12 protein-coding genes are annotated in these 15,784 nt (G+C 36.2%); 3 read left to right on the top strand and 9 right to left on the bottom strand.

Annotated features, from left to right (window positions below; translation table 11 throughout):
* Positions 1-22: 22 nt before the first annotated feature.
* Positions 23-1,459: a PTS system trehalose-specific EIIBC component gene (gene treP / locus BM012_RS15075; protein ID WP_061803366.1), complete on the bottom strand. Its 1,437-nt coding sequence runs from the start codon at positions 1,457-1,459 to the stop codon at positions 23-25.
* A gap of 258 nt (positions 1,460-1,717) precedes the next feature.
* Between treP and recQ the strand changes: the two genes are divergently transcribed.
* A complete protein-coding gene (recQ, locus tag BM012_RS15070) occupies positions 1,718-3,850 on the top strand; it encodes a DNA helicase RecQ (RefSeq protein WP_201030241.1) in 2,133 nt (710 codons plus the stop codon).
* 28 nt (positions 3,851-3,878) lie between these two features.
* Here the strand turns inward: recQ and BM012_RS15065 are convergent, their stop codons facing one another.
* The 3 genes from BM012_RS15065 to BM012_RS15055 all read right to left on the bottom strand — a co-directional run bounded on the left by BM012_RS15065 (position 3,879) and on the right by BM012_RS15055 (position 8,118).
* Positions 3,879-5,315 (bottom strand): amino acid permease, encoded by a 1,437-nt coding sequence (locus tag BM012_RS15065; RefSeq protein ID WP_061803365.1) that lies wholly within the window; start codon positions 5,313-5,315, stop codon positions 3,879-3,881.
* A gap of 258 nt (positions 5,316-5,573) precedes the next feature.
* Entirely contained in the window at positions 5,574-6,512 is a 939-nt protein-coding gene (rocF, locus tag BM012_RS15060) for an arginase (RefSeq protein WP_061803364.1), read from the bottom strand.
* A gap of 196 nt (positions 6,513-6,708) precedes the next feature.
* On the bottom strand, positions 6,709-8,118 hold the full coding sequence (locus tag BM012_RS15055; protein ID WP_061803363.1) for a sigma-54 interaction domain-containing protein: 1,410 nt from the start codon (positions 8,116-8,118) through the stop codon (positions 6,709-6,711).
* Positions 8,119-8,437: 319 nt separating this feature from the next.
* On the opposite strand from BM012_RS15055, the gene BM012_RS15050 reads away from it, so the two are divergent.
* Positions 8,438-9,643 (top strand): ornithine--oxo-acid transaminase, encoded by a 1,206-nt coding sequence (locus tag BM012_RS15050; protein ID WP_061803362.1) that lies wholly within the window; start codon positions 8,438-8,440, stop codon positions 9,641-9,643.
* Positions 9,644-9,703: 60 nt separating this feature from the next.
* Here BM012_RS15050 and rocF (BM012_RS15045) read toward each other — a convergent pair whose 3' ends face one another.
* Both rocF (BM012_RS15045) and BM012_RS15040 read right to left on the bottom strand, forming a co-directional pair.
* The gene (rocF, locus tag BM012_RS15045; RefSeq protein WP_061803361.1) at positions 9,704-10,606 is read right to left on the bottom strand and encodes an arginase; all 903 of its coding nucleotides are present in this window, start codon (positions 10,604-10,606) and stop codon (positions 9,704-9,706) included.
* A gap of 377 nt (positions 10,607-10,983) precedes the next feature.
* On the bottom strand, positions 10,984-11,589 hold the full coding sequence (locus tag BM012_RS15040; RefSeq protein ID WP_061803819.1) for a histidine phosphatase family protein: 606 nt from the start codon (positions 11,587-11,589) through the stop codon (positions 10,984-10,986).
* A gap of 244 nt (positions 11,590-11,833) precedes the next feature.
* On the opposite strand from BM012_RS15040, the gene BM012_RS15035 reads away from it, so the two are divergent.
* Positions 11,834-12,910, top strand: coding sequence for a branched-chain amino acid aminotransferase (locus BM012_RS15035; RefSeq protein ID WP_061803360.1), 1,077 nt, complete (start codon positions 11,834-11,836; stop codon positions 12,908-12,910).
* Between the two features lie 19 nt (positions 12,911-12,929).
* Here BM012_RS15035 and BM012_RS15030 read toward each other — a convergent pair whose 3' ends face one another.
* From BM012_RS15030 to BM012_RS15020, 3 genes are read right to left on the bottom strand one after another with little or no spacing between them, the layout of a single operon-like run.
* Positions 12,930-13,763, bottom strand: a complete 834-nt coding sequence (locus BM012_RS15030; RefSeq protein ID WP_061803359.1) for an alpha/beta fold hydrolase — start codon at positions 13,761-13,763, stop codon at positions 12,930-12,932.
* A 50-nt stretch (positions 13,764-13,813) separates the two neighbouring features.
* Positions 13,814-14,182 carry a DnaJ family domain-containing protein gene (locus BM012_RS15025; protein ID WP_061803358.1) on the bottom strand — a complete coding sequence of 123 codons (369 nt, stop codon included), beginning with the start codon at positions 14,180-14,182 and terminating at the stop codon, positions 13,814-13,816.
* Between the two features lie 27 nt (positions 14,183-14,209).
* Positions 14,210-15,784, bottom strand: coding sequence for a bifunctional metallophosphatase/5'-nucleotidase (locus BM012_RS15020; protein WP_061803357.1), 1,575 nt, complete (start codon positions 15,782-15,784; stop codon positions 14,210-14,212).

Raw genomic sequence — 15,784 nt, 5'->3', positions numbered from 1 at the left:
ATCCTCTCCTCTTTTTATCTCTTTATTGGCTTATAGAACGTTTTACTTTCACTTCTTTTCGATTTGCAAACTTCCCCATTACAAGGGTTAGTAAAAATGGAACAACAATGCTTATGCCCATTCCTATGAAAAAGACAGGCCAAAATGATGGCATAATAGAGAAAAAGGCAGGTAAGCCTCCAACTCCAACGGATGAAGCTTTAACAAGGTTTGTTGCTAACACTACCCCTCCAATAGCGGAACCAATAATTGCTGCAATAAAAGGATAACGGAAACGTAAATTGACGCCAAACATAGCTGGTTCTGTAACACCTAAGTAAGCAGAAAGAGATGAGGCACCTGCAAGACCTTTAACTTTTTCATTTTTTACAACAAGCATCATCGCAAGAGCTGCTGATCCCTGAGCAATATTAGAAAGAGCGAGCATAGGCCACAAGAAAGTTCCGCCAATTGTACCAATAAGCTGAAGATCAACTGCTAAAAATGTATGATGCATTCCTGTAATAACAAGCGGTGCATAAAGCCCTCCATATACAAGGCCTCCAACAATTGGGGCTTTATCAAATAAATAAACAACTCCGTCTGTAATAAAGCCACCAAGATTCATTGTGATTGGACCAATGATAATAAAGGATAAGAACCCTGTTACTAAAAGGGCTACTGGAGCTACCACTAACAGCTGAATCGCATCTGGTATTCTTTTTCTTAAGAATTGTTCAATTTTAGCAAGAACGTACGAAGCTACTAACACAGGAAGAACTTGCCCTTGATAGCCCACTTTCTCAATTTCAAGACCGAATAAGTTCCATGTTGCAATATCACCTTTATTTTGTGCTTCTCCATATCCCCACGCGTTTAAAAGATCTGGGTGAACAAGCATCAATCCGAGAACAATTCCTAATATCGGACTTCCCCCAAATTTTGTAACCGCTGACCAACCAATTAATCCAGGCAAGAAGGTAAAGGCTGTATTAGCAATTAAATTAATAATATTTGCAAAATCTCCCCATTGTGAGTATACATCGACAACAGATTTGCTATCAAAAAAGATATTTGGGTTTGTTAATATGTTATTAATCCCCATCAAAAGACCTGCTGTTACGATAGCTGGTAGAATCGGAATAAAGATGTCAGCAAGAGCTTTGACAGCACGCTGAAGCGGATTCATTTTTTTAGATGCTTCATCTTTCACTTCTTCTTTTGAAGCTTCTCCAACCCCTGTAATGTTTACAAATTCCTTATACACTTTATCAACTGTTCCCTGTCCTATAACAACTTGGAATTGTCCATTTGTTGAGAAAGATCCTTTAACAAGATCTATATTATTTAGTTCTTCATGATTTACTCTACTTTCATCTTTTAACACAAGTCGTAAACGTGTTACACAATGTGTTGCTGTTGAAATATTTTCTTTTCCGCCTAAAGCATGGACAATTTGTTCTACAGATGCTCTATTCACTATGGAAACGCCCCCCTTTTTTTGTTAACGCTTACAAAAACCTCATTTAATTCCCTTTTCAATAAGATTCAATAAAAACAAAAACATGTATATACAAGTTATAATGTCATTTTACCTTGTATATACATGTCTCGTCAACTATAAATAAATGGCTTTCATTTTCTTCCTCTTCTTTCTTCATGTATAATAAAATACGAATAGTAGATTATGAATTTTAATCTATTCATCATATGTTTTTAGATTAGGCTGGTGATTATTTTGGTAGAATTGAAAAACGCAGAAAATATGCTATTAAAGCACTTCGGATATGAAACATTTCGCCCTGGACAAGAAGGAGTGATTACGAGCATCCTCGAAAAACGAAATACGCTCGGTATTATGCCAACTGGCGGTGGGAAATCGATTTGTTATCAAATTCCGGCTCTCCTTTTCGAAGGAATTACCCTCGTTATTTCTCCATTAATTTCCCTCATGAAAGACCAGGTAGACGCTTTAAACTCTATTCATATCCCTGCTACATTTTTAAATAGTTCTCTTTCATATGAAGAAATATCAAATATAATGTGGGAAATTGAAAACGGCATTTATAAAATTGTATATGTGGCACCAGAACGATTTGAGTCTTTAGAGTTTGTTACATGGCTTGAGAAGCTCCCTTTAACATTTATTGCTTTTGATGAAGCTCACTGTATTTCAAAATGGGGACATGATTTCCGTCCAAGCTATCGGTCTATTGTAAACCGAATTTTTTCACTTCCTCAAAATGTCGTTGTAGCAGCTTTAACAGCAACTGCTACAGAAGAAGTAATGAAAGACATATGTACTCTTCTTTCTATTGAAAAAGAAGATACCTATGTAACCGGATTTGCACGCGAAAATCTATCGTTTCAAGTTCTTCGTGGAGTTGATAAGCAAAAATACCTTCTACAGTACATTGAAAATCATCAAAAAGAAGTGGGAATTATTTACGTTGCTTCTCGCAAGCTCTGTGATCAACTTTCAATATTATTAACCAAAAAAGGAATAAAAGCTCGGGCTTATCATGCTGGTCTTTCAGATGTTGAGCGACAAGAGGCTCAAAATGATTTTATTTATGATAACTGTCAAGTAATTGTCGCAACAAATGCCTTTGGAATGGGAATTGACAAATCTAATGTCAGATATGTTATTCACTACAACATGCCTAAAAATATTGAAAATTACTATCAAGAAGCAGGGCGCGCTGGCCGTGATGGAGAAGAAAGCGAATGTATTCTTCTCTTTCATTCTCAAGATGTGAGTGTCCAGAAGTTTCTTATTGAACAATCCACATCAGCAGAACGGCAGCAACAAGAATATGAAAACTTACAAACGATCGTTCAATATTGTCATACAGAGCAATGCTTGCAGAGCTATATTCTTTCTTATTTTCAAGGAAAAGAAGATCAGAGCACATGTGGAAAATGTTCAAATTGCCTTGATACGGGAGAAAAAATTGATATTACAAAAGAAGCGCTCATGATTATTTCTTGTGTGAAACGAATGAAAGAACGCTTCGGTGTTACATTAGTTGCTCAAGTGTTGAAAGGCTCCAAAAACAAGAAGATTCTCCAGTTTAACTTTCAAACTTTGTCAACCTATGGATTGATGAAAGAGAAAACCGAAAAACAAATTTCTTCCCTTATTCATTATTTGCTAGCTGAAAAGTACCTTTTACTTACAAACCATCAATATCCGACCGTTTATATCGGCGAGAAAGGATACTCCCTTTTACAAGGAAAAGAAACGGTATGGAAACGTGAGATTGAAACAAAAACAGCTCCAGAGCAAATGATAGATGAACAATTATTTGAGCGTTTGCGAACATTGCGAAAAGAAATAGCTGATGAAAAAGGCTATCCACCATATTTAATTTTTGCAGATGGCACTCTTAAAGATTTTAGTCGCTACTATCCAACAACAAAAGAAGCCTTTTTGAATATGAATGGAGTTGGCGAAGTCAAGTTTGAACGTTACGGCCAGCCGTTTTTAGAAGCTATTTCAGCTTTTGTATTAGAAAATAATATTACTCCAATCCAAAAGCTATCAGATACTCCATCTTCTAAACAAGAAACAGGAGATCAAAAAAGTTATGTTGTTTCATATGATCTTTTTCAACAAGGTCATGATACTAAAACAATTGCAAAAGAGCGTTCTATGACAAAACAAACGGTTGAAAAACACATTTTGAGAGCTGTAGAAGAAGGCTACCCAATGGAATGGGATAAAATTTTCACGGGTGAGCAAGAAGAAGCCATTTTAACGGCTATTGAAAAAGTAGGAACAGAGCGATTAAAACCAATTAAAGAAGAGCTTCCAGCATCAATTGAATATTTTATGATTCAATCTGTACTATGCAAACATAAACTATAAAAAGCAGCTCATATGCGAGCTGCTTTTTTTACATGACCATCTTCTTTCCTTCATTAAGCTGAAGTTCTTGTTCATATGTTTTAATGCGGTGTTTTTTCTTCACTCTAAGATGATAAACAAGGTAACAACAAATATAAAATCCTCCTCCCCAATACAGTGCCATACGCTGTTCAGCATCAAAGGCCAAACTTGCCATAACAATACAATTTGCAATTAGGGCCACAGCGGGCAAAATGGGATAAAGCGGTGCTTTAAACTTTAAATCTTCTATCTTCCCACCTTGACTAATGTATTTTTTTCTAAAGCCAAGCAAAGAAGCCGTAATGGCAATCCACCCAATTTGAGCACCGAGTCCTGCTAATGAAAGCAACCAAACAAAGACCGTCTCAGCAGCAAATACTCCTGATAATAATGAAAGACCTGATATAGCAAGTGTGATAAGCAGAGCGTTAATTGGAACTCCCCGTTCGTTTACTTTTCCTAAACGAGGGCTTGCCATTCCTTCTCGTGACAAAGAGTACAACATACGTGTTGCAGCATACAGCCCTGAATTAGCTACTGATAAAAGAGCAATTAGAATAACAAAATTCATAATATCAGCTGAATACGGTACACCGATGCGGTCCAAAACAACAACAAAAGGGCTTTCAGAAACTCCTGCTTCCGTCCTTGGAATAACACCTGCGAGAACAAATACAGACAGAACAAAGAAAAAAAGTGTTCTCCAAACCGTTTGGCGGATGGAACGAGGAATTGTCTTTTCAGGATTTTCACTTTCCCCTGCTGCAATGCCAATTAGTTCTGTTCCTTGAAATGAGAAATTAACGCTAATCATTGTAATAAGAAGAGCTGTCACTCCGTTCGGGAGAAGACCATCAGTTGTAAAATGAGAGAAAAAGGGAGCAGCTTGACCGTCATTCATTTCAATCAAACCAAACATAGCAGCTCCGCCAACTCCAATGAATAAAATAATGGCAAGAATTTTGATACTTGAAAAGATAAACTCTGTTTCACCAAAAGCTTTTGCAGAAAGAGCATTTAAGAAAAACATAAGAGCAGCAAAAATGAGACACCACATCCAAACAGGTGAATCTGGAAGCCACCTTTGCATAAGCTGTCCAGCTGATAAAAATTCTAAAGCAATCGTTACAGCCCATCCTAGCCAATAGAGCCACCCAATAGCAAATCCTGTTCCAGATCCGATAAATTTTGTTGCATATGTCTGAAATGATCCTGATACAGGCATCGCAACGGAAAGTTCACCTAGACAAAGCAGTGTTAAATACATAATAAATCCACCAACTAAGTATGCAAAAATGGCTCCTGTTGAACCAGCTTCATAAATCGTATATCCTGACCCAATAAAGAAGCCTGTCCCAATACATCCACCTAAAGAAATCATAAATAAGTGCCTGGAATTCATTGTCCTCTTTAATTCATATTGTTGCTCTTTTTCTCTTCCCATAGAAACACCCTTTCGTTTTCTATCTCTGATCAAGTGAGTAAGCTATCTTTTACTTGTTAAATATATAGTGCAAGTTTTATGCCATATAAACATTCCTAGTTAAACGAGTATTCAGATTAATATAAACGCCCAATTTTTAATTATCCTGCCAAAAAACTTGGCATTCCTTACTAAAAAAGAGACCAATCATCACTGCCATAAAAAATTAACAGGAGATTGGTTATCTTGTTTTCTATTCACTTAATCTTTTAGTCTTTATCAAGATGAAGTTAACGTAAGCAGGTTTTTTTGTTCGAAGAGCAGGTTTTCTCCTAAAAGAGAACCAACTAATGCAACAGCGACTTCAGCTGTTCGATTAAGGTCATCTAAAATAGGATTAATTTCGACAAATTCAGCAGATGTAATAAAATTAGCTTCTGCTAGCATTTCCATAGCAAGATGACTTTCTCTATAGCTAATTCCACCCACAACAGGAGTTCCGACACCAGGAGCTTCTTTTGGATCAAGTCCATCTAAATCAAGTGAAAGATGAACGTGATCTGTTCTTTCTTTCAAGTATGAAACCGCTTCCTCCATTACCTTTGTCATTCCCAAACGATCAATCTCATGCATTGTATATACGCGAATTCCTTTTTCTCTTATTAATTCTTTTTCTCCTACATCAAGAGAACGAGCTCCAATAATAACGATGTTTTCTGGCTTTACTTTTGGAAGGTATCCACCGATGTTTGTTAGAAGAGGATGACCCATTCCTAAACTTACAGCAAGCGGCATACCGTGGATATTTCCTGATGGCGATGTTTCAGCTGTATTTAAATCACCATGTGCGTCATACCAAATCACGCCTAAATTTTCAGCACGTTTTGATACACCTGCAAGCGTTCCAATCGCAATGCTATGATCTCCACCAACAACAAGTGGAAAACGTCCTAAACTAATGACCTCTTGGATTTTTGTACACAGCCGTTGATTTCCTTCTGCAACAGCCTCTAAGTTTTTTAAGTGAGTAGATGACGTTGATTTTGCTCTTTCTCTAATTTCGATTTCAATGTCTCCCTCATCATAAACTTCGTATCCTAAACGTTGTAGTCTTTCACTTAAGCCTGCACATCTAATTGCGCTTGGCCCCATATCTACCCCTCTTCTTGCTTGACCTAAATCCATTGGTGCTCCAATAATCGAAATTTCTCTTTTCATGTTTCTCCCCCTCTCGTTTCTTATCTTTTAGTGTAAGTGATAAAGGGTAAATGACTCAACTCGACATTTTTTTGATTATTTATACATATTTAAATTGTCAAATATTTTTGCTTTTTAGCTTGTTATTCTGCTTGTGAGGAGGTCTTTTTAGTTATAGATCACAAGAAAAACAACTGTATACTCACACTTTTTCCTTTCATTCTTTCTCAATATTTAACCTCTTCATTCGATATTGTAAACTTTGACGACTTAATCCTAGCACATGAGCTGTTTTCGAGATTTTAAAATTGTTTTCTCTTAAAGCATGGACAATACAATATCTCTCAAATGACTTCATTTGGTCTTTCAGAGAAAGAGTTTGAAAAGCCTTCATTTTAAACAAAGGATCTTTCTCTTCTACTTCTTCACGCGCTTCCCATTTCGCTCTATATTGCATAGGTAGATGATAACGTTCAATCCTCTCCTCCTCATCCCCCATAATATTCATGGCAGCCTCAATAACATGCTCTAGCTCCCTTACATTACCGGGCCATTCATAAGATAAAAATAGTTGTAAAACATCTTCACTTATCTTTTGGACATCCATCTGAAAAAGCTTATTATATTTTAGAATAAAATGCTGAGCAAGAAGCGGAATATCTTCTTTTCTTTCTCGTAACGGTGGAATAAAAAGGGTCACAACTCCTAAACGATAATATAAATCTTTTCGTAAATGCTTATTTGCAATAGCATCAATTGGATCTTCGTTAATATGTGCAATAATTCTTACATCAACAGACGTTTCCTTCGTATCTCCTATTCTCTTCACCTTCTTTTCTTGCAAAACACGCAACAGCTTAGCTTGAAGATGAATATTTAAAGAATTAATCTCATCGAGAAGCAAGGTTCCTCCTTCTGCTTGTTGAAATAATCCTGCATGATCAGCAGCCCCTGTAAAAGCACCTCGTTTTGTACCAAAAAGCAAGCTTTCAATCAAGTTATCTGGAAGAGCAGCACAGTTTTGAGAAATAAAAGGACGTGATGCACGATTGCTCTCGTAATGGATTCCTTGAGCAAAAAGCTCTTTACCTGTTCCTGTTTCTCCTACAATCAGTACGTAAGACGAGGTACGCGTTGCTCGTTTAGCACTTTCAATTACTTCTTGAATAGCTGAGCTTTTCCCAATAATGTTCTCAAAAGTAAACTTACTTTCTTTCTTTCTCTTTATATTCTCTCTTACTAACCTCTCAATCTTGGTAATATCCCGTGCAATTTCCACTGCCCCTTGGATCTCCGTTTTTTCTATGATAGGAAATGTATTGTTGACCGTTGTTACTTCTTTCCCTTTATTGTTAAAGTACGTTTGCTTCTCGTTTTTTGTTTCTTCCCCTGCCTCTAATGCTCTAAGCAATGTACTTTGTTGACCTTTTTTAAACATAAACACTTCAAGTAAATCTTTATCTAACACATCTTCACTTTTCATAAATTCCATTTCCATCATCTTTTTGTTATACAAAATGGTTTTACCATCTTTATTTACAACATGTAATCCAACATCTAGTTCATCCATAATTCGCTCATAAGTTCGCTTTAAATATTTTAAATATTCCACATTATTTTCATGCATCTAAGTTCGCTCCTTTTTACACTGCTTGTTTTTTATTTAATCAGAAACAATTTTAATACGCAAAATTTTTTATAATATTTCTGACGAGATAAAAGAAAATGCCAAATTTTAATGCTTATTTCTCTCCATAAACGCTTATTTTTTTTGCTTTTTATCTTCATATTTTTAGAGCTAGCCTATTCTTACAGCAAAAAAATAGTTGGCACAGTTCTTGCATTATAAAGTAGACAGAAGCACAAAACGCTTTCTCTTTCCTGTGCTTATAGTCCGAATAAACAGGAACTACTACATGATTAAGGATAAATTAGGAGGTTTTACAATGAGTTTAAAATACAGTTATTCTGAAGAAGTTATTAAGCAAACAGAAGCATATGGAGCAAATAATTATCATCCTCTTCCAATCGTTATCTCAGGAGCTGAAGGAGTATGGGTAAAAGACCCTGAAGGAAATCGTTATATGGATATGCTTAGCGCTTATTCAGCTGTTAACCAAGGGCATCGTCATCCAAAAATTATTGATGCATTAAAAAAACAAGCAGATCGTGTAACGCTCACGTCTCGTGCTTTTCATAGCGATCAACTCGGTCCTTGGTATGAAACAATTTGTAAACTGACAAAAAAAGAGATGGCTCTCCCAATGAACACAGGAGCAGAAGCTGTTGAAACAGCTATTAAAGCTGCAAGACGATGGGGATATACAAACAAGCAGATTGAAGAAAATAAAGCAGAAATTATCGCGTGTGATGGAAATTTCCATGGAAGAACAATGTCGGCTGTTTCGCTTTCATCTGAAGAAGAATATAAGCAAGGATTTGGTCCACTGCTTCCTGGGATAAAACGAATTCCTTACGGTGACTTAGAAGCTTTACAAAAAGCTATTACACCAAACACAGTTGCTTTTCTTATTGAACCGATTCAAGGGGAAGCTGGCATTGTTTTACCCCCAGAAGGTTTTTTAAAAGCAGCAGCAAACATATGTAAAAAGGAAGATGTTTTATTTATTGCAGACGAAATTCAAGTTGGTTTAGCTCGTACTGGTAAAATGTTTGCATGCGATTGGGAAGATGTGGAACCTGATATGCTTATCCTAGGTAAAGCATTAGGAGGTGGGGTTTTTCCTATCTCTTGCGTTGTAGCAAACAAAGATATTCTAGGCGTTTTTAATCCTGGTTCACACGGTTCGACATTTGGCGGAAACCCTCTAGCTTGTGCCGTGTCATTAGCTTCTCTCCAAGTGTTAGAAGAGGAACATTTAGCAGAACGCTCTTTCAGATTAGGTGAATATTTTAAGGAACAACTAAAGAAAATTAACAGCTCCCTTATTAAGGAAATTCGAGGGCGCGGCCTTTTTATTGGCGTAGAGTTAACAACATCTGCTCGCCCTTATTGTGAACGTCTGAAAGAAGAAGGACTTCTTTGTAAAGAAACACATAATACTGTCATTCGCTTTGCACCACCACTTATTATTTCTCAAGAAGATTTGGATTGGGCTATTCGTAAAATTCACTCTGTGCTTTCTAATTAGTAAAATAACGGTCTTCCCTTAACAAGAAAGAACTCTCTAAGTTTAGAGAGTTCTTTCTTGTTAAAGAAGCTTTTCTCCTAGTAAAGAACCGATTAAAGCAACCGCAACTTCGGCAGTTTTGTTGGAGTTATCAAGTATTGGATTTATCTCTACAAATTCAGCTGAAGTAATAAATTCTGCTTCTGCAAGCATTTCCATTGCTAAATGACTTTCTCTATAACTAATCCCTCCAACAACAGGAGTACCAACTCCAGGAGCTTCTCTTGGATCTAAACCGTCCAAATCAAGAGAAAGATGAACTTGATCTGTACGTTTCTTTAAATAAGAGATAGTCTCCTCCATTACTTTGGTCATTCCTAATCGATCAATCTCATGCATTGTATAGACTTTAATTCCCTTATCACGGATTAATTTTTTCTCTCCATCATCTAGAGAGCGAGCCCCAATTATTACTACATTTTCTGGTTTTAGCTTTGGCATATATCCGCCTATATTCGTTAGTTTTTCATGTCCTATTCCTAAGCTAACTGCAAGCGGCATGCCATGGACATTCCCTGATGGAGAGGTTTCAAGTGTATTTAAATCTCCATGCGCGTCATACCAAATCACCCCTAGATTGTTAGCCCGTTTTCCTACTCCTGCAAGCGTACCAATTGCTATACTATGATCTCCCCCAATCACAAGAGGAAAGTTTCCTTTTTCCACCACTTCCCTTACTTTTGTGCTTAGTCGCTCATTTCCCTTTGTTACAGCTTCTAGATTTTTTAAAGATGTATAATCATGAAGGTCTGCTCTTTCTTTAATTTCAATTTCGATATCTCCTTCATCCGTAACATCATAATTCAACTTTTTTAGTCTTTCACTTAAGTCAGCATACCTGACTGCGCTAGGTCCCATATCAACTCCTCGCCTCATTTGACCAAGGTCCATTGGCACGCCAATAATGGAAATCTTCTGTTTCATCATTCTCTCCTCCTTCGGTAATTTATCTATATTGTAATCGCTTACAAAAAGTGACTGCACACCTCCTTTTTAACGTTTCATACACGGTTATCTTTCTTGTTTTCCTTTGCTTCTGAACGTCTCAGCTATCAACTCTAAGCTTCTACAGTATATATTTTCAAGACATTAAAAAACCCCACATTACGATGACTGGAAGATCGTAATGTGAGGTTGGGATCACAGAATAAATAAAGACTAAAAAAGAGAATAGTAAAACGTCAAATGTAAAATTTGATCGCTTTTTCAGATGTTTTTTGTTACAGTATTAATAAGTTATTTACAAATTTACTACACATTTCGACACATGTCAACAAAATAAGACATTTTTTCACAACTTTTTAGCTACTTTTCGCTTCTTTTATCCAATGTGATGCATCATTTAGCGTACCTATGGCCCATTTTTTATTTTCAAAAGTAAATGTGCTAACAGCTGTGTTTGCTAAAACCATTTTTCCTGTTCCATTTTCCCCGCTTGTAACATAATGAATAAATACGTTAATAGCTGCTCCATGGCTTACAACAAGAACATCCTCACCTTGATGATGGGTCATAATATTTGTAAGTTCCTTCACCATTCGTTTTTGCATGTTTCCTAGTGATTCTATATTAAGAGGAAGATCCTCTTTCCAATCTGTACCGAGATTAGGGAATTTTTCTTGCAACAAAGGAATCTCCGCTCCTTCTAGCTCCCCAAATGATCGTTCACGAAGTTCCCGAAGGCCTTCTGATACTCTCATGTTTTTTACTTTTGCAATTTCTTCAGCAGTTCCATACGCACGCTTAAGATCACTAGCATAAATCACATCAATATTTTCCTTTTGAAACCGTTTTGCTAACGCCTGAGCTTGCTCAACTCCTGTACTATTCAATGAAATATCTGTCTGCCCTTGAACGAGTCCATTTTTATTCCAATCAGTTTGACCATGGCGAACTAAATACAGCATGTTTTTCGCTCCTTTTTTCGTCAAAAATTTTAATCCTCTTATTCTATCATACTCATTTTCTTAATATGACAAGTGATGAGTTTTATTTATTAAACATAGTAAACCATTTAGAAAGTGAATAAATTCTTATTTTTTATATCGTAAGCGTTTTCTAACGATTGCGTTATTACTTAAATTAATATAGAGTAATATCATAAAATAAAAAAATAGATTGAAAATTCTTTTTATAAGAGGTGTAAGAAATATGCTACAAACAATTGAAGTAACAAAAACTTCTCAGAAAAAAACAAAACCCAAACACAGTGAACTTGGTTTCGGAAAATTTTTTACAGACCATATGTTTACAATGGATTACTCTACTGACAAAGGGTGGCATAGTCCAAGAATCACTCCTTACGCTCCGCTTACTTTAGAGCCATCTTCAATGGTATTCCATTACGGTCAAGCGGTATTCGAAGGCCTTAAAGCATACAGAACATCGGACAATCGTGTTCAACTCTTTAGACCTCTTAAAAACGTAAAACGAATGAATCTATCTAACGAACGTTTAAGCATGCCGGAAATCCCTGAAGATTTAGCAATGGAAGCTTTAAAAAACTTAATCGAAATTGACAAAGATTGGATTCCAACTGAAGAAGGGTGTTCTCTTTACATTCGTCCATTTATTATTGCAACAGACGCATTTTTAGGGGTACGTCCTTCATCAACATATAAATTTATGATCATTCTTTCTCCTGTTGGTGCGTATTACAACAGCGGTGAGCAGCTTCAACCTGTTAGCATTTACGTTGAAAATGAATATGTTCGTGCTGTACGCGGTGGCGTAGGGATTGCTAAAACAGCAGGAAACTATGCAGGAAGCCTTCGTGCTCAAACAGAAGCAGAGAAACTTGGCTTTGATCAAGTGCTTTGGCTTGATGCGATTGAAAAGAAATATGTTGAAGAAGTAGGAAGTATGAATATCTTCTTCAAAATCGGTGGAAAAGTTTATACACCTGAACTTAGCGGAAGTATTTTAGATGGGATTACAAGAACTTCAGTGATTGAACTTCTCGAACATTGGAATATTCCAGTTGAACAAAAACGTATTTCAGTTGAAGAAATTTTTGAAGCATATGAACGTGGGGAATTAGAAGAGATTTTTGGAACAGGTACAGCTGCGGTCATCTCTCCAGTTGGAAAATTAAAATGGGGAGAACGTGAATTAACAGTAGGTAATGGAAAACCTGGTCAGCTTTCTCTAGACATTTACAATACAATTACAGGTATTCAAACAGGTTCTGTAGAGGATGAACTGAACTGGACACTTAAAATTGATTAACAAATAAAAAGGATGACCGCTAGCTGCGGTCATCCTTTTCACTGTCCTTCAAAAAAGTATAAAGAACTTTATCAACTGCAGAACTTTCATGAAGTGCTGAGTGCAATAAAGGAAACTCTTTTTTCTTTATGTTAGGAACATAGTGTTCTAACGTAAACGCACTTTCCGTCAGAACGCTTCCATCTCCACCTTTATGTTTTACATTTCCAGCAACTGAAAGAATCGGAATACATAATTCTTTCAGCTTTGTTGCTTCTTTTTGAAGTTTTGTAATGGCTTCTGAGTGATATTGTAAATCTTTTGCTCCTTCTGACATACGATTGCTTTCTGTTTTAGGATAGTTTATAGCAAGTTCATCAATATCTAATCCTCCAACAGGGGTACCTATCGTTGTAAGTGATTTAACATTTTTATCTTTCGTCTCTTCTAAATATTTAATAGCGGCAAGCCCACCCATGCTATGACCAACAAGATGGTAACCTTCCACTTTTTCACTTTCTTTAAGTTTTTTTACTACGTTTTGGACCCATTTTCCTTGTTTACTTATGCTTGCATGATCATCTTCAAAAATAACTTGTACAAAAGGAAACTGATCTGTTTTTTGCTGAAAATGATATTTATGCTCACACGAAACGACACCACGTTCATTAACACGACAAACAGCTGCTTTATATCCTTGGCCATTTTCCTCAAATCGCTCCATAAGAGTCTTATAAGAACGTTCTCCACCTAGAAAACCATGGAGAAGCAAAACAGGTTCATATCGTCCTTGCTCACCGACGGCTTTTTGTGTTTTCCATATTCCAAGGAAAACAATAAGCAATGTTAGTAATCCAATTATAAATGCTTTCAATTGTTGCTCCTCCTGTTGACTTATAGTTCTTGTATTTCGGAGCGCTTTTATTAAAATAAGCGGTTATGAATTTTAGATTGATATTGCTTGAATGCACGTGAATGGCTTAGCTTCCTTTTCTCCATCAAAAGATTAAAGCAAAGCAGTTTCTCACTTATTTTCTCCTCAAGATGCTCCTTTTCTTCTTTACCCTCACAAACAGCAAGCAAATCTTCTAATTCTGCAATATTTTTTTTCAACATCATTTCTTCAGGAAGATATCCTGAGTTTTTCAAAATTTTATAGCTAGTACGAAGTTCCTCTGGCACATGTGATAAGTCTTCTAGCTTGAGCGGTTCTCCTTTTCCCTCTAGATTTTCAAAATCTCCGTCAGCAATTGATTTCTTGATTTTCTCTTCTACTAACCTAGTGAAATCCATTCTTTCATCTCCTTCTAAAGAACATCGTTATTCTAGTTTTTCAGAAGCTATCACTTCCCAATTATGATTAACAGAAACATCTATAGGAGAGAACTTTGTAATATATTCAGCAATTAAATCTGTCATTGCAACTGTTATATCTCTTACAACATCCTTATTTTTAAACATCTCATAATCTCCACCGCCACCTGCTCTATACGCATTTGTGACAATTTCATAAAAGGCTTCTTCCTCTATTTGTGCTCCATCTTTTTCTAGAAATACAATACGCTCGCCTACTTTTTTGGAAACATCAACTTTATATTGTATGCCTTCCCACATATCGTAATTATAGGCTTGTGGTTTTGGATAAGAAAAGTCTTTGCTTACGGTTAATTCTCCATTTTCATCCAACGCAAAATAGGAAGCAGATCTTTCTAAAGCTGCTTTCATATCAGAGCCTGTTACTCTAATAACTTTTAATGTATTAGGATAAATATAATTCGAGACAATGTCACGCATTGTAATCTCTTTATCAAATCCTTTTACACTGTCGTTAAACAAAGCTGTACAAGAAATTTGGGCCCCTGACGCGTACATTTGGACCTTATTTATAAATTCAATAAGTGGATGTTCTTTTATTCTCGCTTGGAAGACATCATCAATTTTCATACTTTCTTTTGCAGTTCCAATTTTCTCATCGAGCCACTTTTGCGTCCCCTCTTCATAATAACGAACAAGTTCTACTATTTCCTCGTCTTCAACAATTTCTTTTGTAGATAGTGTCATGCTCTCTTTTTTTAGAATAGAATAGCCCTCTTCCTCTTTTTCAAACTTAACCACAACTTTTCCTACTTCTTGTCCAAAAAAGCTCGGCTGGACAATTGTCACACCATTTACTTCTCCTGCTAAGGAGCGATGCTGATGCCCTGTTAAAAGAACATCAATACCTTCAATATGCTGACAAATCTCATAAGCTTGATTTTCTCCTGTTAATGTTTCAGTAGCTTCACCTGTTTCCAAATCCCGTTCAAATCCCCCATGATAAGACACAACGAGAAGATGTGGTTTTTCGTGTTCATGAATATATGATACCCATTTTTCAGTTACTTTTAGAGCATCTGCAAAGACTAGGTTTTCAATATGAGCAGGCTCTTCCCAATTTGGAATATAGTGAGTTGTCACTCCTAAAACAGCTACCTTTATCCCATTTATTTCTTTAATTATATAAGGTGTTCCTAAAAAAGGTGTTTCTTTTTCTTTCTCCAAAATGTTAGCACACAGCCATGGAAAGTTTGATTGTGCTACAGCTTCCTCTAAAGCTTCACGTCCGTAATTAAACTCATGATTTCCAACAACTGCCCCGTCATATTTTAAATGATTTAGGATAGCGATCATTGGATTTTTATGATTTCGTTCATATTTCATATAGTATGTAAGCAACGGACTTCCTTGAATTAAATCTCCGTTATCTATTTTTAACACATATTTACTTTTTTCTTCCTCTTGTTTGAGCATTGTTGCTATTTTAGCTATCCCGAGATCTGCTCTCTCATTTGTTCCATACTGAATTGGTAACACATGTCCATGTATATCGCTCGTTTGTAAAATAACTAGCTCCAT

The organism is Priestia endophytica DSM 13796 (assembly GCF_900115845.1).
Taxonomy (GTDB): domain Bacteria; phylum Bacillota; class Bacilli; order Bacillales; family Bacillaceae_H; genus Bacillus_I; species Bacillus_I endophytica.
The sequence above is the reverse complement of the archived record's forward strand: the minus strand, read 5'-3'. Positions and strand labels throughout refer to the sequence as shown.